At 63.8% G+C, this 18,414-nt stretch carries 12 protein-coding genes; 3 read left to right on the forward strand and 9 right to left on the reverse strand.

Going from position 1 to position 18,414, the window contains the following annotated elements:
* Positions 1-91: 91 nt before the first annotated feature.
* A complete protein-coding gene (locus NKI37_RS11005; RefSeq protein ID WP_023682638.1) occupies positions 92-1,192 on the forward strand; it encodes an OmpA family protein in 1,101 nt (366 codons plus the stop codon).
* Between the two features lie 56 nt (positions 1,193-1,248).
* Entirely contained in the window at positions 1,249-2,493 is a 1,245-nt protein-coding gene (locus NKI37_RS11010) for a caspase family protein (protein WP_023667915.1), read from the forward strand.
* Positions 2,494-2,551: 58 nt separating this feature from the next.
* On the opposite strand, the gene NKI37_RS11015 is transcribed toward NKI37_RS11010, so the two are convergent.
* Positions 2,552-3,115 (reverse strand): DUF6931 family protein, encoded by a 564-nt coding sequence (locus NKI37_RS11015; protein ID WP_023667916.1) that lies wholly within the window; start codon positions 3,113-3,115, stop codon positions 2,552-2,554.
* A 229-nt stretch (positions 3,116-3,344) separates the two neighbouring features.
* On the opposite strand from NKI37_RS11015, the gene NKI37_RS11020 reads away from it, so the two are divergent.
* Positions 3,345-3,881, forward strand: coding sequence for an OmpA family protein (locus NKI37_RS11020; RefSeq protein WP_031214562.1), 537 nt, complete (start codon positions 3,345-3,347; stop codon positions 3,879-3,881).
* A 184-nt stretch (positions 3,882-4,065) separates the two neighbouring features.
* Here the strand turns inward: NKI37_RS11020 and NKI37_RS11025 are convergent, their stop codons facing one another.
* The 8 genes from NKI37_RS11025 to tssL all read right to left on the reverse strand — a co-directional run bounded on the left by NKI37_RS11025 (position 4,066) and on the right by tssL (position 18,183).
* A complete protein-coding gene (locus NKI37_RS11025; protein ID WP_352596881.1) occupies positions 4,066-4,836 on the reverse strand; it encodes a toll/interleukin-1 receptor domain-containing protein in 771 nt (256 codons plus the stop codon).
* Positions 4,837-5,069: 233 nt separating this feature from the next.
* Entirely contained in the window at positions 5,070-6,725 is a 1,656-nt protein-coding gene (locus NKI37_RS11030) for a caspase family protein (protein WP_352787682.1), read from the reverse strand.
* Between the two features lie 223 nt (positions 6,726-6,948).
* Positions 6,949-9,345 carry a M23 family metallopeptidase gene (locus NKI37_RS11035; protein ID WP_352596877.1) on the reverse strand — a complete coding sequence of 799 codons (2,397 nt, stop codon included), beginning with the start codon at positions 9,343-9,345 and terminating at the stop codon, positions 6,949-6,951.
* Positions 9,342-9,755, reverse strand: a complete 414-nt coding sequence (locus NKI37_RS11040) for a DUF1036 domain-containing protein (RefSeq protein ID WP_023754015.1) — start codon at positions 9,753-9,755, stop codon at positions 9,342-9,344. Before NKI37_RS11040 ends, NKI37_RS11035 begins: the two co-directional genes overlap by 4 nt.
* Positions 9,756-9,814: 59 nt before the next feature.
* Positions 9,815-12,226 carry a serine/threonine-protein kinase gene (locus tag NKI37_RS11045; RefSeq protein ID WP_352787685.1) on the reverse strand — a complete coding sequence of 804 codons (2,412 nt, stop codon included), beginning with the start codon at positions 12,224-12,226 and terminating at the stop codon, positions 9,815-9,817.
* Entirely contained in the window at positions 12,223-12,981 is a 759-nt protein-coding gene (locus NKI37_RS11050) for a PP2C family protein-serine/threonine phosphatase (RefSeq protein ID WP_023695276.1), read from the reverse strand. Before NKI37_RS11050 ends, NKI37_RS11045 begins: the two co-directional genes overlap by 4 nt.
* Before the next feature lie 157 nt (positions 12,982-13,138).
* Positions 13,139-16,660, reverse strand: coding sequence for a type VI secretion system membrane subunit TssM (gene tssM, locus NKI37_RS11055; RefSeq protein ID WP_352787687.1), 3,522 nt, complete (start codon positions 16,658-16,660; stop codon positions 13,139-13,141).
* Complete coding sequence (tssL, locus tag NKI37_RS11060; protein WP_352787690.1) at positions 16,657-18,183, reverse strand: type VI secretion system protein TssL, long form; 1,527 nt, start codon at positions 18,181-18,183, stop codon at positions 16,657-16,659. The genes tssM and tssL overlap by 4 nt, the downstream gene beginning before the upstream one ends.
* Between the last annotated feature and the right edge of the window lie 231 nt (positions 18,184-18,414).

Here is an 18,414-nt window from a genome sequence, read left to right on the forward strand (position 1 = left end):
GCTAAGCCGCGGCTAACGCTCTATGCTGGCTGAGGTCACGGCGTTCGACCGCCGTCATCGCAACTGAAATGTGTTGTCACGGGGGACATGCATGTTCGGGGTCGTCGGATTAGTAAGGCATGGAAAGTCGTCGCAGCGCTGGCGTCGGCCCGCTCTGGTGGTCGTGGTGTTCGGTCTGTTGCTGCTTGCGCCGCAGGCGGCCAACGCGCAGCCGAACTGGACGCTCGATCCGGCGAATTCGACGCTCACCTATCAATCGGTGAAGAAGAACACCATTGTCGAAACCAACAAGATCAGGAACCTCTCGGGCACGCTGACATCGGATGGCGCCGCCAAGGTCACGTTCGACCTCAACTCGGTCGACACCGGCATCGACCTTCGCAATGTCCGCATGCGCTTCCTGTTCTTCGAAACCTTTAAATTCCCGACGGCGGAAGTGACGGCGAAAGTCGATCCCGCCGCTTTTGCCGATCTCGCCACCAAACGGCGCATGAGCGCGCATATCCCGTTTCGCCTGAGCCTGCACGGCGTCGACAAGGACCTTGAGGCCAATGTCGTGGTCACCATGATCACCGACAGCATGGTGTCGATCGCCTCGGAGGCGCCGGTCGCCGTGCATGTCGAGGATTTCGGCCTGTTGCCCAACATCGAAAAACTCCAGCAGGCGGCCAATGTCAGCAGCATCGTCCCGACGGCTTCGGTGTCGTTCGACTTCGTCTTCACCGCTGATGGGGCCAAGCCGGCGGCGGCGCCTGCCGTCGCAGCCCCAGCCGATGCCGGGCCGGTCGCCACAGATGCAGGCAAGACGTCCTTCAGCGACGATGAATGCCTGAACAGGTTCGAGGTGCTGTCGCGCACCGGCGCCGTCTATTTTCGCCCAGCCAGCGCTCGGCTCGATGAAAAGAGCCGCCCACTGCTGGCCGAGGTGGTCGGCGTCGTCGGCAAATGTCCGAAACTGAAGGTCGAGGTTTCGGGCCATACCGATTCCGACGGGTCGCCGACGGCCAACAAGAACCTGTCGGAACGGCGCGCCAAGGCGGTCGCCGACGCGATCATCGCTGCGGGCATTCCATCGGCGCAGATCACGGCTTCCGGCTATGGCGAGGAAAAGCCGGTGGCGCCGAACGATACGCCGAAGAACAAGGCGCTGAACCGGCGGATCGAGTTCTCCGCCACGCCGCTCGCCAACTGAGCCGGTCCTTAACTGAGAAGGCCCGTCAACCGAAAAGGAATCCGGTGCGTTTGGACATGATTGCAAGTTGCGGCAACTTCATGCGCGGCATCGGCCTCGCGGTGCTGGCGCTTGCGTTGACCATGACCATTACCATGACCGCGGCCAGTGCCGAACGCCGCATCGCCCTGGTGCTCGGCAATTCCCATTACCGGAACGCGCCGGTGCTGCCCAATCCGGTGAACGATGCGCAGGCAATGTCCGATCGCCTGAAGGGGCTGGGCTTCGAAATCGTCTCCGGCCTCGATCTCACCAAGGCGCAGACGCAGGAAAAGATCGCGCAATTCGCGCGGCAGGTGCGTGGCGCCGATATCGCGCTGTTCTTCTATGCCGGTCATGGCCTGCAGGTCTCGGGCAGGAATTACCTGCTGCCTGTCGATGCGGCGCTGGAGGACGAGACCTCGCTCGACTTCGAAGCCGTGCAGGTGGACTTCATCCTGCGGCAGATGTCGCGCGAGACCAGCATCAGGCTGGTGTTCCTCGACGCCTGCCGCGACAACCCGCTCGCCGATGTGCTTGCCAAGGAGACTGGCGGCGACAGCACGGCAAGCAGCGGCCTTGCCGAAATACCGATCGAGAATGGCGGCGCCGGCACGCTGGTCGCCTTCGCTGCCAGTCCCAACCAGCTCGCCTATGACGGACCGGGCGAGCACTCGCCATTTTCGGCGGCGCTGCTTGCCCATATCGGCGAGGTCAACGTCTCGATCACCGAAGCGATGAACCGGGTTACGTCGGATGTGTTCAAGGCCACAGCCGGACGCCAGCGGCCCTGGATCAACGTTTCGCTGACCACCGATGTCGTGCTTCACAAGGTCGATCTCAAGGCGCCGCTGATCGTCGGCGATTCCGGCGCGGCTGCGCCCGAAGGCGATACGCAGGCGCGCACCGGCGCGGCCGCCAATCCGCCGGGTGCGGACGCCGGCGAGCAGGCGCTGGAACAGCTGCGTGAGGAAATTCCGAAGCTGGGCTCGGACGCGCCAGTCCTTTTCGACGTTCCGGTCAATTTCGGCGACCCGGCGATCGACGGCAAGAGCATCGCCCAACTCATCCAGGGCAAGCCGCACTTCAGTCCGGTCGAGGGCCTGGAAAAGTCCGTCTGGGACAACCAGTGCAGCAACTGTCATCAATGGACCGAGGAGCGGCTGTGCGACCAGGCCAAGACCTACGTCACCAATGATGTCTCGGTGTTGCGCCTGCAACACCCGCTGGGCACGCGCTTCAAGGTGGCACTCGGCAAATGGGCGCAAAACGGCTGCAAATGAGACCGCCAACAATGGGTTGGATCAGATTTCAATGAAATCTCATCACGATCCAGAGCAATCAGGCTCGGCGCAGCGCCTCGGTTTCGGCCAGATGGATGCCCATCTCGACAAAGGCGGTGAGCACGGAGAAACGGTCCGCCACCGCAACCCGCGCCAGTCCGGCCAGTATGCCGGCATTGACGGCATGCGCAGCCGGCAGCGGCCGCAGCCTCGACCCGTTGGTCTGCGGCGTCAGGCCATTGATGTGCCGTTGCGCCGCTAGCGCGATCCAGCCGGCAGGCGTGTGCTGCTGCGTCATCGCCGCCCCGGCGACAGCCTCCCGGCGGCTCGCATTGTTGGGGTCGCCGACCCAGTCCTGGATCAGGGCCAGCGTTGCGAGATCCTGCTCTTCGAGCAGCTCGGTCAGATGCCCAAGGCACTCATGGCCCCACCAGATTGCGGCCCGGTCAGGCAGGAGATAGGCGCAAAAGGTAATCGCTTCCTCGGGGATGCGCCCGGCCATCAGCCGGCGGCAGAACTCGAGCGAGGGTTGGTCGGTCGGAACGGCCGTCATGTCCCGGGCGACAGCCGTGTTCGCGGCGAAGAGATCGCGTGCGGTCTGGAATCGAAGCCCGTTGACCATCGCTGCTGTTATCCTCCCCCAGCCCTCACTCAACCCGCCTGCGAGGCGCGGGTCAAGTCTGTCGACCACCACATGTCCATGACGTTGTTCACAGACAAACGCCTCACGGTTTGGTATATTCCACAGCCGACCGTGATCTCGACAGATCATTGTCGAACAGGAAGAGTTGGCCCGGATCCATGGATCGGGCCTGAGTGAAAATCGGATGCTCGAAACGGGAGTAACCGTTATGCAGCGGCACATTTCAGTCTTGGCATTGGCGACCGTGCTTTTCTCGACGCACGTCTATGCCGACCCACTTCAGAAATCGGAAGACATTGTGAAGTTCTTTGCCGGCGCTATCGATCACGGCGCGGCACGCGGGATTTGTGTCGGCACCGAGGACGAGTGCAAGAGCAAGACCAGCCAGAAAGAAAAGCCTCCGGAGAAGACCCGCCTCGATATGCTGATCAATTTCAGCCTGGATTCGTCCGAGCTCGACGCCAAGGCGCGCAGCGAACTCGACGAGTTCGCCAAGGCGCTGAAGGACGATCGGCTGAGCAAGCTGTCCTTCGTCGTCGAAGGCTATACCGACGCATCCGGCTCGGCGACCTACAATGAAGGCCTGTCGCAGCGCAGGGCGCAGTCGGTGACGGCCTTCCTCGAATCCAACGGCATCGAAGCCAACCGCATCAAGGCGGTCGGTCTCGGCGAGGCCAATCCACGCAACCCCGACCCCTACGATCCCACCAATCGCCGGGTCGAGATGCGGGTGAAAGCGCAATAGTGTCGCTGGCTGCGTCTTTTGACAGCATGCTTTTCGTCCTATCGGCCGAGCTCCATCGGCTTTTGACTAGGCTGTTCGTGCCGCTCCATCTAGCGAAAATCGCGTCAGTCTCCGGCGCAGGTTCTTGTGGCCTTCCGAATTCGGAAAGTTCCCGCTACCAGCATCGGATGCGCCTTGCGCATTCCTATTCGCCTTTAGAAAACAAACGATAGAGTTCTCCCTCGGCGCCGAACACAATCTCTGAGGGCTGTCCCTGGAGATAAACATAGATGCTGGTCAGGTTGTTGATTGCGTTGCCAAGTCGAATTCCCTTGTAGCCCGGAAACGCGACATCGCTCTCAGACACCATGGAGGTCATTGGGGGTCGGCCGGCTGGACCAACCGCAATCAGTCTGACTTTGGAGTATTCGGCGGTGGGCACTGCGAATATGGCTGGGTACCATTGACCCGCTCGAGGTCTCAATTCTACGATTTTTTCCTCACCTTGCGTGTGGTATCCGACGACAAAATTCTCAACTCTGTCGCCCTCTGCCTTTTTCGGCGTTTTCGACAGGTCGGCAGCAATTTGCTTAGCCCAGTTAGGGTCCTGAAGACTCACCCATAGTCGCGTCGCTATTGCTGAAGGGATCAAACCGCGTTCAATCGGTTGCGGGAATATCCCAATCAAGGGAAAATCACCGCCGCGCGTTCGGAGCGCGCGATCTAAGGCATATGCAATCTCTTCTTGGCAAGGCTCGCTTTCTAGGCTCTGCTTGGTCGCAAAAATAGCCCACGCGTCAGTTCTGGCCGGGTCGGAGATGCCTCTGTCGATCTGATCCCACAAACGTCTTCCAGTGAGCAGTTCAGCTCGATCGTATCTCACATCCAGGCCAAGGTCTTTCAGGGACTGAATGACAAAATCCACGTCCGCGTTCTGGTTGTCTACCCAAGCGTAAGTTAGCCAAAGTCTGGACATCCGATTCCTCTCTCACTAGGAAAGACCAAACCACCATCCATCTGCCGCCACAAGGTTTTTACTCTCCTTCGGCCGAATGCTCTGCACTAGCACTTGATCGCGCGTGAAAGTTCCGGAACTATTTCAGCGCATACGAGGATGACTAGGCGCGATCTCGACTGGATGTTGAAATTTAACAGAAAACGCCGCGCGTCCAACGGACACGCGGCGTTGTTGCCGTTCGATGTGATCGGTCAGTTCTTGAGCACGCCGCCGACCGCTACGCCGGTGCCGAAGATCAGCGCCTTGGTCAGGAAATCATTGTTGTCCCGCGGTGGCGGTTCGTCCTCGCGCACGACCTCGCGGTTGCGCCTTTTCTGCACGAACTGCTGTTGTCGGCGCGGCTTCTGGGCGTACTGCTTCTTGCGTGGCTTTTCCGCCACCGGCTTCAGCGTGCGGGCCTTCTGCACCACCTGTTTTCTCGGCTTGTCCACGCCGGCCTGGTCGGCCTCATGCTTGGCACGCACGGCCTCCATCATCGGATCCGTCTGGATAACCAGGAACGCCAGTTGCTCGCGCGTCAGGAAGGTGGTCGGAGGCAGCCCGTTCCCCTCTTGCCAGTCGCCGATCGCTTGCCGGGTCTTGGCGCCGATATTGCCGTCGACGCGGCCAAGTTCGTTGCCCAGCGCCTCGACGCGCAATTGCAGGTCGATGCGGCCCTGGCGATCGAGACCGATCGCGTTCTCCGTCTCCTCGGTGCCCAGCACCTTCTTCATGTCGTCCGAAATGCCGACCGAGGTGCGCACGGCAGAACCCGAGTTCGCTTCGTCCGCGGCAAGCGCGGCGACTTCCCGTTCCTGGGCTTTCGGATCGTTCAGCGCATCGATGTTGAGCCGCGCCACCGTGGCGAAGCGGCCGTTCGGAAACTGCTCGAGATAGGCTTCGTAGAATGGCGCGGTGTTGCGCTTCGAGGCCTCGTCCCAAAGCCGCTGCTCGACTTCCCACGAAGGCGGTTCGCTGGTGCCGAGAGCAGGAGCGGGCGCTGCCGCGGCGTTCGCGTCATCGGCGGCCGGTTTTACCATCGGTGCGGCTTCGGCGGCCGGTTTGCCAAGGAAGACCTCGCGGCCCAGCGATGCGTTGTGCCATGGCCGCTGGCGGCCTTGCGTGGTCTCGGCCACTTCGCCGCGCACCCGCGTCAGCGCGCTCTGGATCTCGACGCCGGGTTCGGTCAGGTGCCTGGCGAGCGCGGTCGAGTAGGGGCTGTCGACGCCGTTGCCGTCAAAGGCGATGGCGCCCGGGTCGGTGGCATAGGCAATCAGGATGCCGCCGGTGCCGACGCCCTCTGATTTAGGGTCGATCGGCGCCAGGCCGGTGCCCAGCGCGGTGGAGCGGGTCTTCGGCATCGCGACCGCCAGCGTCCGTGCCAGCGGATTGTCGCGGCAGGCATCGAGGATGATGACGCCGACCGCCGGGTCGGGCGGCAGTGCGGCCATGAAGTCGTCGATCTGGACGGTGCGGGTCTTGAGATAGGCAGGTGACGTCAGTTCGGCGTCGACCGGGATCAAAAAGTTCTTGCCGTCGACCTGCATGCCGTGGCCGGCATAGAAGATGACGGCGAGGTCGGCATCGTAGGACTGCTCGGTGAATTTGCTGATCAGGCTGTGCATGCCGGCATTGTCCTGGTCGACACCCTCGATCACCTCGAAGCCGGCATTGCGCAGCGTCGATGCGATCAGGCGTGCGTCATTGGCCGGATTGGGCAATTCGACGGCATGGACGTATTTGCTGTTGCCGATGACCAGCGCGACGCGTTTGACGCCACCGGCATCCGGCGCCGCCGCCTGGACGGTGCCAAGCACGGTCAACATCAACAGAAAAATTCCGCTCAAAAGGACGGCAAACGCTTTCATGGGATCGGCCCTCCGCCCCAATGGGGCGCGTTATTGATGGCTGCGCATGCTAAATTTCACCAGCGACTGTATCGCTTCTGCCAAAATGGTTGTTGGGCGTATGTGATCCCAGCCACAGTTTTGGTTCACAAGGACCCAAAAACCTTCCCAAATATCCGCAAACATACCATTCGCCGGCCTCAGAACCAATCGGCTTGGCGAAAGCCGGGGCGAACTGCCAGCTCTAGCCCGGCTCAAGAGTATTTTGGATCGAGCCGACCAGTGCCGTTATCGCCTGCTTGTATTTTTCGAACTCCGGCGATGTCTGGCGGACTTCCGTCGTCGTCTGCTGGCCCGCATCGGTGGTGGCGGGCGTCGGCAATTTGCGGCCCATCTTCCGTTCCGCCCAGTCGACGACGTAGCTGGCGGTCTTGCCGGCAAGAAACGGGTTGGCCTGGATAACGGACGAGCCGAGCACGGCGCTCAACTGCGCCGATCCCGGCGACGCCAGCACCTGATGGGCGCCTTCCATACCGAGGAAATGGCAGAGATAGAGCCGGCCGGCGGTGATCTGGTGGCCACGCGCCTTGAGATAGGCTTCGCCCTCGCGCGCCAGATTGCGCACCATCTCACGCGAGATGGTGGCGTCGTAGCGCAAAGCGAGCAGGTCTGCGGTCGACAGCGAGCGCGCCAGTTCGGGACGATAGGTGTTCATCATCCGGATCCAGGTCTTGGATATGAACTGGCCGGCGCCTGTCGCCGAAGACAGCGGGTTCTTGGCCCGCGCGCTACCGCCCGATTCGACGTGGACGATACGGTCGGTCAGCGTTTCGACGGCGGGATCGCTGGAAGTGACGGCGATTGCAGCGGTCACTGTTCCGAGCGGATCGATCGCCTGACCGCTCTGATAGAGTTCGAAATGCAAATGTGGCCCGGTCGACAGGCCGGTGGTGCCGATATAGCCGATAATGTCGCCGGCCTTCACCTTGGTGCCGACACCGCTGGCGATGGCGAATTTCGACATATGCGCGTAGCGCGTCTCGCGGCCGCCGCCATGGGCGATCTTGACCACATTGCCGTAGCCGCCGCCGTCGCCCTGGAAGATGATCTCGCCGTCGAAGGCTGCTGCGATCGGGGTCCCCACGGGTGCTGCCCAGTCGACGCCCTTGTGGATGCGAACAACGCCCAGGATCGGATGCTTGCGCGGCCCGAAGGTCGACGTCATGACACCGTTGACCGGCGTCACCATGCCGTTGGCCACCGTCAGCGAGCGCACCTGGTCATCGCCCGAGACGCAGGAAAACTGGCCGTCGCTCTGCTGGAAAACGAAACAATCCAAGCTCTTTTGCGTGCCTTGGATACCGACATAGAGCACCCGTCCGTCGGTCTCGTTCTTGCCGCGCGGCGTCTGCGAATAGATCAGCACAAGACGCTGGTCCTCGCTGGCGAAAGCATCCAGATCCTGTCCCCGCGACAGATACATGATGGCTTCGCCAATGATGCCGCTCGGCACATTGTTGCGGGCCGCCGTCGAATAGATCGCGTCGAGCAGGCGGTATTGCCGTTTCTGCGTGCCTTCGGTCTCGGCGCCCGAATAATTGAACAGGTCCTCGCGCACCCACGGGTCGACGCCCGACACGAAGGCACCGGCCGCGTTGCGTGTCAGCGTGCCGACAAAGACGTTCCTGGCGTAGATCGAGACCTGCATCAGCGACATCGTCGTGGTCTCGCGCGTCGGCCTAAAGCCGCGCATCGCCACGACATAACCAGGCTGCAGGCCGTCCTTGTCGAACAGCGCCTTCAGCGCCTCGCCGGCAAGCTTTGCGTCGTCGGCGGAAAAATGCGCATCGAGCGCCACGCTGTCCAGGCTGCGGTCGTTGAGGATTTTCACGAAAATGTCCTGGGTCGCCTCGAAGCGCTGGTATTCCGAGCTGACGTTGGCAACGCTGGTGTTGTTTTCGACCGCTGTCTTCTGAAAGGCGGGGAGTGCTGCTTCGCCCTCATCGATGGTCTCGCCCCAGCCGGCCTCGGGGTCATCGGCCGCCGTCGATGCACCCGGAGCGACCTGCGGGTCAGGAGCTGGGCCGGAGGCCGCCGGAGCCCCGTCCGCGCCGGGCGATGGCTTCAGATCGTTCTGCAGGTCATTCTGCGGATCGCCGGTTTCGGCCGGTGGCGCGACCGCGGTCTTCCGCTGCGCCTGGAAGAAGGCGAAATCCTCCTGCGTCGAGGGGATCGTCGTCATGAATTTTTCGCTGGCGCTCAGCATCACGTCGGAGAGAACCATGATCTGAGGGGAGATGCCGGCCTGGTCGAGCTCCGTCGGGCGCGGCATCCCGCGGCTCTTGGCGGCGCCCGCCTCCGGCGCCAGTGTGATCCACATCGGGTCGCCGGCAAGGTCGATGATGGCCGGCACGTAGACCGATGCGTCGGCCGGCACGTCGTCCGAGCCTTCGACGGCTTGCAGTTCCTCGTCTTCGTCGCCGAACGACCAGTAGTCGGCGGTAAGATAAAAGCCGGTGGCAATCGCGGCGAGGACGATTGTCGCCAGGCCAGCCGCCAGCCCGATCCAGATCCTGCGCCTGCGCAGCGCGGCGCGCGCCTGCTTCTTTGCCTTGAAGCTGGTGTCGATGCTGTGCGTCACGGTGCGCTTCCGGTCAGGAAGAAGGTCCAGCGCACCTGTTCCTGCGTGTCGACTTCGAGAAACTTCGCCGCGATATGGCCGCGCTGCCAGCATTCATCGATGCCGCGGATCGAGAACCGCCGCCGCTCGATGCACATGTCGGTGGAGCCTGCCAGAATGGCGTGGCCGAAGACATCCGTCGCGTAGATGTAGATGTAGCGGTTGGTCAGCTCCTCGCGAATGACGTTGACGCATTGATTGGCGCCGATGGTCCACCAGCCATCGGTCTGGTCGGCATCGTCGACCTTCTGACCGACGGCAAGATTGACGACGTCGAGCGTCCGGTTGCAGACGGTGAATTCGGCGCGCGCCTGCCCGGTGGAAAGAAGCGCCAGCAACAGCGTCGCGACCGCGCTCGCGGAGAGCTTCACCCGCACGTTCCGGGCAAGCAGGACGGGATCACGGCGACGGCGTTGCATCGGCGTCGGTGCTAGCCGCCGAGGCGGAAGTATTTGGCGGTCGCCGAAAATGCCGAACTCCTGGCGCCGATCTCGTCGAGGATCCTGGGCAACAGCACCGAGGCCGGCGTCGGCGTTGTGAAGTCCGCCGCCTTTATGTCCTGCGGCCCGGTGATCACCATGATGATCTGCGGCAACGCCTTGCCTGCCGCCTTGTCGGCGGCGCCGAGCCCGATCGGGATCGAGAAGGTCGCCTTGTCGGCTTGTACGACAACATGATCGTCGAGGTTGAAGGCGATGCCCCTGTGGTCGATCAGGAACACGCTCGACACCAGCCCGCCATGCGTCATCAGCGTGCCGTCGATCGGCGAGCCGTCCGGCACCGATGTCTGGTCGAGGACAAGCTGCGGCCTGTCGGCCGTGCTCGCGCCCATGAAACGCAGGAAGCCGGTGATCCCGCATTGCGGGGGCTGGATAAGGCGGACGCTGATATCCGGCTCGACATGGAACTTCGCCTGGAATTCCCCAAGCAACTGTTCGAAGGGTGGCACCGACGTGCCGAAGCCCTCGATCGCGACACCCTTGTCGGCGGCCGACGTCACCGTCGCAAAAAAACAGTCACCACCATTGAAGGCGCGTACCCAGGTGACCCGCTCCGCGGCCGCATCGGCCGGTGGCGGCACCTCCGGCTTGGGCACGTTCATGGCAATGTCGGGCTCTGCCGGCTTGTCGGCCTGCTCACCGCTGGCGATATCGGGCTGGCTCGGCTTAGGCTCCGCGGTCGGTTCAGGCGCCTGCGTGTCCGGCTTGGGCGCCTGCGCGGTCGGTTCAGGCGCCTGCGCCTTGGGCTCGGGCGCTTGAGCGGTGGGTTCCGGCGTCGGTGCTGTGGGTTTGGGGGCCTCGGCCGTCGGTTCAGGTGTTTGCGTGGCTGGCGCTGTCGCCTTGGGCTCTACCGGCGGACTGACAGGCTCGGGGTTCTTCGCGGCATCGGACTGTGACGGGCCGGATGGCGGTTGCAGCGCGACGGTCTTGTCGGTTGGTGCGGCCGGCAGCGGGGCCGTGGCGCTCGACGCGACTGGCGGCGTCGGCTGCGGCTCGACCGGCGCTTTGGCCTGATCTTCAGCCGGAGTCTCCGCTGGTTGCGGCTTTGGCACCGTCTTCTCGACCGGCGCAGTGTCCGGAACGGGCTTGTCAGCGACGATCGGCTTTGTCAGTTCGGGTTGGAGCGGCTTGCCGGTGTCGGTGACGCGAGGCCCGTCTCCGAATCCCACGATACCCGATGCATAGAGCCCTCCAAGCGATACCACGGCCACCGCCGACAGCCCCGCGATCGTCAGATTTCTGCCTGTAGTAGCACGCTTCGGCGGTGTGCTTGCTCGCTTGGGAGTTTCAGCAGCCGGTTTCGGCTGCGACAGGTGCGCCGGGCGCACGTGCGGCACGAAAGACGGCTCCGCCGTGCCGCTTGGCGGGGCCGAACCGAAGCCTTGGGCCGGCGAGTCCCCGATCTTCGAGACAGGCCCTGCGGTCTGCCCGGTTCGCGGCAGACCGGGCCGGGGCGCGAGCGATGCCGGCGGCAAGGTTGCGTCGCTGTCGTCGCGCGTCAACCTGGCGATTTCGGCCATGCTGGCCGGTCGATCATCCGGGTCAGGCTGCAGCATCGCTTCGACAATGTCCCTGAAATCGGCATCGATGCCGGAGAGATCAGGGACGGTCCGCCGTTTTTCGACGATCTCGTATTGCGAGCCGCCCATATCGATCGGCTTGCCGCGCAGCGCCGCCGCCAGCACCAGCCCCAGGCTGTAGATGTCGGACTGTTCGCTGACCTCGCCGCCATAGAGCCCGAGCTGCTCGGGGGAGACGTAATTGTATTTTCCGGCAAACTTGCCGCCGATCAGCGTCTCGCCACCGACCGCGGCCGATCGCGCAATGCCGAAATCGATGATCTTTGCCCGCTCGACCCGGCCGCCCGGCAGGATGATGTTGTCGGGCGACAGATCGCGGTGGATGGCGCCGGCCTGGTGCACGGCGCTCAGGCCCGAGGCCAGCCGGTGGCACAGTTTGCGCACATCCGGAGTCGCCATCGCCCCGCCGCGCATGACGTCGTACAGCGACTGGCCGTCGACGAATTCCATCGCCAGATAGGGCCGCCCGATGCCGGGATCGATGGTGAAGACGTGGTAGCGTACGACCGCGTCATGCGACAGATGGTTGAGGATCGAGGCTTCCTTGCGAAACAGCGACAGGATCGTCTGGTCGCGGGCGAATTCCGGCAGCACGATCTTGATCGCGACATGATCGCCGGTCTGGATGTTGTGGCCACGATAGACCTCGCCCATGCCGCCCGACGCGATGCGTTCGTCGAGCTCGTAGATGCCGCTGAGCTGCGTGCCGACGCTGGTATCCGCCATGTTGGGCAATAGCCGGGTCTTGTCGTCGGAGCTCATCGGTCTTGGCCTCCTGCACGGGACAGGCCATTGCCTTTGTCTCTGATCTTGACCAGCACGATGGTGACGTTGTCGGTGCCGCCGCGCTCGAGCACCATGGTAAGCAGCTTTTCGCAGGCAGCCTGCGGCGCTGCCGAGAGCACTGCTGCCGCAATTTCCGCGTCGCTGACATGCGCCGTCAGCCCGTCCGTGCTGAGGATGAAAATGTCGCCGGCAAGGGTCTCTCCCTGCTGGAAGTCGATGGCGATTTCGTCGTTGACGCCGATGGCGCGGGTGATGACGTTGCGGCGCGGCCAGTTCTCCGCTTCGGCCGCGCTGATTGCGCCGCTGTCGAGCAGTTCCTGGACCTCGGTGTGGTCGCGCGAAATCTGCGAGATCGCGGCGTTGCGCACGAGATAGACGCGGCTGTCGCCCGACCACAGGCAGGCGAACCTGCCGTCCATGGCCAGCAGTGCGGCAACGGTGGAGCCGATGGTCACGCCGCGTGAGCGCGAAATCCGGCGGATCTCGGCATGCGCCCGGTTCAGCCGATCCTCAAAGCGGGCGCGCAGATCCGGCGCCGAACTGGCGATGCCGATCGTCGCCAGATGCTCGACAATGCTTGCCGAAGCGACTTCTCCGGCCTCGTGCCCGCCCATGCCGTCGGCCACCACCCAGAGGCCGATCTGCGGCTCGACCAGGAAGCTGTCCTCATTGTGGTTGCGCACGCAGCCCTTGTGGCTCACGCCGTAGCTCTCAAAGGCGGCATCGTTCACTTGCCTACGCTCCGCAACGCCTTGGCTGACGTGCCTGGCCAGTCTGCCACAGCCCCATTCATTAGAGTATCGAAATCTAAGCCGCTGATGACGGACCGTGTGGTGCCGCCGCTGTCTCTGCGTCCTGCAATCGCTGGTCCTGCCATGCAATTCCCCATCAGAAAGCCTTCGGACAGCTGAACGCGGAAAGCGCCGGCAGCGTGAATGGGTTGCCGTCCTCCCCGGTCTTGATCGTGTAGGCGACATCCCGTCCGCCGATGACGAAATGCGCTTCGAGACTGTCGCCATTGGCGGTGACCTGTCCCTTGTCCAGCAATCGTTTCAACGCCCAGGGACCGTCGAACTTGATTGCGGACTCACGGCCGGGCAGCTCCGGCGTCAGGCTGAGACTGGCCGAACCGGTCTTGCCCGGCCACGGAATCAGTCCGGGCGTGTTGCCGGCCTGGGTGGCCTGCAGCACCTGGCCGTCGATATTGAGCAGCGCCATGTCGGCATCGCCATGCAGCGACAGCGGCGTGAAGGTGATGTTGATCGACGGCACCGGCCCGCCGAGCGGAAAGAAAGCCGCGCGGATTTGTGCCGCGAGCTGAAAGTTCTTCAGCGTCGATTTCGCCAGATTGCGGCCGAACCTGGTGTCCTGCTTCCAGTCCCAGTCCTGGCCGCTCATGTCGACCAGCGACGCCAGGTTCTGCGCGAAGAACCGGTCGAGAACCCCGCCTGGAGAAAACAATCTGGCAAAATCCGCCATGGCGACATCGTCGGTACCGGCGGGGGCGAATGGAAAGCGCCCGGCAATCATCTCTTCGCACGGACGGCCGACGGTCTCCTCCAGCATCTCGTTGAGATGCGTGGTCGATGTTTCGGCGACGGTGCCCTCGAAATCGTCCGCCGCCGCGCTCACCATCCTGGCCAGCGCCTTCGGCAGCCGCGAAGCATTGGCGCGCAACGTCGAGATCTGCAGCTGCAGATTGGCGTTGGCCTGGTCCGTCTGGGCGGGGACATCGGCGGCCAGCCGCACGCTCTGATAGATTTCGCGGAAATTCTGGGTGAGGGCGTCGAGCGGCCGCTGCCCCGGCGCCCCGGCCACCAAAGCCTGGAAAGACCGGAACTGGGCTTCGATGTTGGCGCCGGGATCCTGGTTCTGCGTACTGACAAAGGCGGTCCCGGCCCTGCTCTGCGATTTGCGCGCCGCAAGCTCGATGCCGATGCGGGCGAGGCCCTTGGCGCGTGCCGCGATTTCCTGGCCGCTGTCTTGAGACGGCGCAGCCGGATTGCGCTCTTGCGTCAAAGCTGTTTCGCGCGCGATCGCCTCGAACAGCTGCATCAGCGGCGAACTCGGTGATCCCGCTGCGGACAGCGCCAGATATTGCGGTTTGTCGGCGGCCATTGCCTTGAACTTCAACCTGTCGAGCACCTCGTTCCACGCCGCCGCAAAGCCCTTGCCATAGCGATCGAGCAGCTCCGGGCCGAGCTTGAGCAATTCCTGGTCGAAACCGCCTTGCTCGCCGCTCGAGCCGATCACCCATTGATCGTCGACCAGCGCCTGCGCGCTCCTGGCAAGTTGCGCCAGATAGAAGTCGAAGCCGGCATGGGTGTAGAGACCGGGGACGCGAAGGCCGGCGAGATCGTTTCCGTCATTGCGCTCGAACAGCATCGGCGCCTCCGCGCCGGCTTGCGATGACACCGAAAAATCGTCCAGCGCCGCCGCATAGGTGGCCGACTGGATGAGCGCGGTGGCGCGATCGGCAAGGCTCATGCGGCCGAGCGAGCGCTGGGCGGATTCGACCAGCGCGCGGTTGAGTTCGAACGAGGGATCCTGGTCATCGTCGAGCGCCAGCATGGCGCGCAAATGCTTCTCCAGTTGCGCCCGGCCGTCGCGATTGTGGGCGCCGGGATAGCGGTTCTGTTCCCAGTCCCGCTTCAGCCAGGTGACGACCAGCTCGTCATCCACTTTCGGCGCCTTGCCGCCCAGCATCAGGTAAATCTTCAGCGGCTCGTACAGCGCCATCGGATCGGCCATCCTGGCCTCGATCGTGCGTTCGAGCTGGAACAGCAGGCGCGAGCGGAACATGCGCTCCAGCCCTTGCCGGTAGGCAGTCTCGGAAGCCGAAAGGATACGCTCACGCTGGCTGAGGCCGAACGTCGCCGTGGCCGGCGTCGGCTGATCCTTGGTGTCATAGCCGGCTGGTAGGCCGCGCAGCGCATCTAGCGCACCGATGACGGTTTCGAGGTCGGCATCCGACACCGTCGTGCTGGCCAGCAGCGGCGCGGCTGTCGCGCGGTATTGGCCTGCCGCCTGGCCGGTCGCAGCGACCAGCGATTTGTTGGTCGTAAAGCTCAGGCCGAGAACGCCAAGCGCGGCGATCGCTATGGCCGCGATCGCTGTCAGGCCGGCGTAGCGGGCGATCGCAACGCGCCTGTCGGCCGCCCTGTCATAGGACACCCAGCCGGACTCGGCGAAAATGACGCGGCTCAACAGATCGTGCAGGAAGAAGCTTTTGCCGGTGCCGGAAAGATGCGCCTGGACGTTTTTGCCGAAACTGCGGCCGATGCTGCCCAGCAACTGGTCGATCGGCGTGCCTTCCTGCGTGCCGGAAGAAAAATACAGGCCGCGCAGGGGGGCGTTCAGCTGCTTGCGCGTCGGCTCGAAAACGCCCTCGAGGAAATTCACGATCCGGCCTTTCAGCGCACCGAGCTGCGCGGCGAAGCCGAAAATGGCGATGCGCGCGACCGGATCGGTCTCCGCCTGCAGCCGCTCGCTCATCTCTTCGGTCAGGCGCTTCACCAGCGCGTCGAATTCGGCTGGCGCTTCTGCGACCATGTTCAGGCCGCGCTCGGCGGTCTGGAAGGTTGCGCCCCACACCTTGCGCCGGCGTGCTTCGTCGAAACCGCCGAAATATTCCATGAATCCGGAGACCAGGTCGGCCTTGGTGAACAGCACGTAGACGGGAAAGCGGACCTTCAGGACCTCGTGGATTTCCTGCAGGCGGCTGCGGATCTCGGCGACACGGGCCGCCTGCTCTCCGTCCGCCATCAGATCGGCAAGGCTGATCGCCAGGATGACGCCATTGATCGGCTGACGCGTCCGGTGCCGCTTGAGCAGCGACAGGAACGCCAGCCAGCTTTTGCTGTCGGTCCGTGCATGGGAATCCTGCGTCGTGTAGCGCCCGGCCGTGTCGATCAGCACCGCCTCGTCGGTGAACCACCAGTCGCAATTGCGCGTACCGCCGACACCCGCCACCGGCTGCGCCTGGCCCGACCCGGCAAGCGGAAAGTTCAGGCCGGAATTGACCAGCGCGGTGGTCTTGCCGGCGCCCGGCGGGCCGATGACGATGTACCAGGGGACGTCGTAGAGGAAGTTGCGCTTGCCGCTCGACTGCCTGAGCGTCGCGACTGCTTCGTTCATGCGAGCTTCCAGCACCTTTGCATCGCTGCCGTCATCCTCGGCGCTGGCCATGGCGGCCTCCAGCGCCTTCTGCGCCTTGCGCCTGCGCCAGAACCGGATTGCATAGATGATCGCCACCGTTCCGACGACGATGCCGATGATCGCTGCCCGCAGCCAGATGGGATCCAACGGCCGGGCGCCGGCAAAGCGGATTAACGGGCCGGCGTACCAGACCGCGGCGGCAAAGCCGGCGAGCGCGAGCGCGCTGAAGATGCGCAGCAGCCAGCCGGTCACAGCATCTCCTCCCGCGGGATCATTACATCGACACGGCGGTTTTTGGCGCGGCCGTCCGGCGTTGCATTGTCGGCGATGGGCTCGTCCTCGCCCTTGCCCTCGACCTTTGTCCGCGACGGATCGCTGAAATGCGCTGCGATCATCTTTTCCACCGACTGGGCACGTGCGACGGAGAGGTCGAAATTCGATTTGAAGGCGCTGGTCTTCTTCGGTTTGATGTTGTCGGTGTGGCCGACGATCCGGATCGGCCCGCGCTCCGCGTCGAGAGCCGCCGCGATGCTGGCGGCCACCGGCTCGAACTCCGGCTTGACCTCGGCTCGTCCCGACTGGAACAGCAGGGCGTTGCTGATTTCCACGATGATGAAATCACCCTTGGTGCCGACGCTGACGCCGCCGCCTTCGATCTCCTTGGCCAAGGCAGTGCGGATGCGATCGACCTGCGCAATCGTCGTTGGCGCTGCGACGACTTTCACCTCCTCGGTCAGCGGCACGAAACCGGTGCGCTCGATGGTGACCGGCGTCGCCGGATTGAGCGCCAGCAACTCGCCGGCAACAGCCTCGCCATCATTGGTGATGAGCACGCGCAGCGTGAAAAAGGCTGCGGTCAAAACTGCCGCGGTTGCAGCGGCTATGGCCCAGAGCGGAACCCGCCTGGAGCCTTGCGCCGATGTGACCGACAAGCCTTGCCAGCGCGGCGAAATGTCGTCGTCACCGAGGACGCGGAAATAGGCTGATGTCTCGTAGGCGTCGCGGCGGACCCGTTCGAGGCTCTCGCGCGGCTGGCCGCGATACTGGCCTTCGAAGCCAAGCGACAGGCAGACATGCATCAGCTCGATGAGATTGCGATGAGGTTCCGGCGTCGCCAGCACCGTGTTCAGCGCCTGGAAAAAACCGGCGCCGGTGGGTTTGACCTGGAAGAAGCGCTGCAGCATGGCGTGCTGCGCCCACGCATCCCGGCTGGAACCGGGCAGATTGGCGACGATATCGTCGGCGGTTTCGCAAAGCACATAGCTGGCGATGCGCGCATCCTCTTCCGAGGTATCGGTCCTGGCGATCTTGCGGTCGAAATCCTCGATCAGGCCGGCGACATGCTGCGCCAGCGGCTCGGCCGGTCTTTCGACAGCCATCAGCCGCAGATGCCCAAGCAGTATCAGCAAGGGCGCCGCGGCAGCGACGATCGGGTTGGCCGCGCCATAATCGACGGCATCGCTGGCGCCGTGCAGCGCATCCCATGGCGTTTTCCCCGCCGTCCCGGCTGAGCCGTGAACGGGCGGATCGGCCGGCGCGTTGGCGAAGGGCGTTCCCTGATAGATCACCGTCCCCGTGACGTCGGACGGCGGCTGGCGGCCGGCGTTGGGATCGAAAACCGTGGGTTCCGGGACGCTGGCAGGGGCGATCACCGTACTGCCGGGGGCCGGCGCATCGCGGGCGAGAACCGTCTTTTGCTTGCGGCCGGGATTGGGGCGGCTGGGGCGGATGACGGTTTTGCCGGTCGGATCGAAAGGATCATCCTTCGAGCTCATCGCCGATCCCTGCCTCTACGCCCGCGCGCCGCGACGCACAGCGCCATGTCCGCGCAAACGCGGACCGCAGGACGCTATCTCGCCGTGACATGACATGTGCCGCAGACCCCCGAGGTCGACCAACCGTACCCGCGTGCTCAATCGTCGTATGTGATCGTAGTCTCAGAAGGTTGCGATGGAAACCCGGCGCAATTTTGGTGGCCGGCCCGTGCTCGGGTCGCCTTCACGGTG

It is taken from the genome of Mesorhizobium sp. M0626 (genome assembly GCF_040320665.1).
Lineage (GTDB): Bacteria > Pseudomonadota > Alphaproteobacteria > Rhizobiales > Rhizobiaceae > Mesorhizobium.

Excerpts from the sequence above, each read along its gene's own strand:
- NKI37_RS11005 (WP_023682638.1), top strand. The coding sequence starts at position 92 with ATGTTCGGGGTCGTCGGATTAGTAAGGCATGGAAAGTCGTCGCAGCGC.
- NKI37_RS11010 (WP_023667915.1), top strand. The coding sequence starts at position 1,249 with ATGATTGCAAGTTGCGGCAACTTCATGCGCGGCATCGGCCTCGCGGTG.
- NKI37_RS11015 (WP_023667916.1), bottom strand. The coding sequence starts at position 3,115 with ATGGTCAACGGGCTTCGATTCCAGACCGCACGCGATCTCTTCGCCGCG.
- NKI37_RS11020 (WP_031214562.1), top strand. The coding sequence starts at position 3,345 with ATGCAGCGGCACATTTCAGTCTTGGCATTGGCGACCGTGCTTTTCTCG.
- NKI37_RS11025 (WP_352596881.1), bottom strand. The coding sequence starts at position 4,836 with ATGTCCAGACTTTGGCTAACTTACGCTTGGGTAGACAACCAGAACGCG.
- NKI37_RS11030 (WP_352787682.1), bottom strand. The coding sequence starts at position 6,725 with ATGAAAGCGTTTGCCGTCCTTTTGAGCGGAATTTTTCTGTTGATGTTG.
- NKI37_RS11045 (WP_352787685.1), bottom strand. The coding sequence starts at position 12,226 with ATGAGCTCCGACGACAAGACCCGGCTATTGCCCAACATGGCGGATACC.
- tssL (WP_352787690.1), bottom strand. The coding sequence starts at position 18,183 with ATGAGCTCGAAGGATGATCCTTTCGATCCGACCGGCAAAACCGTCATC.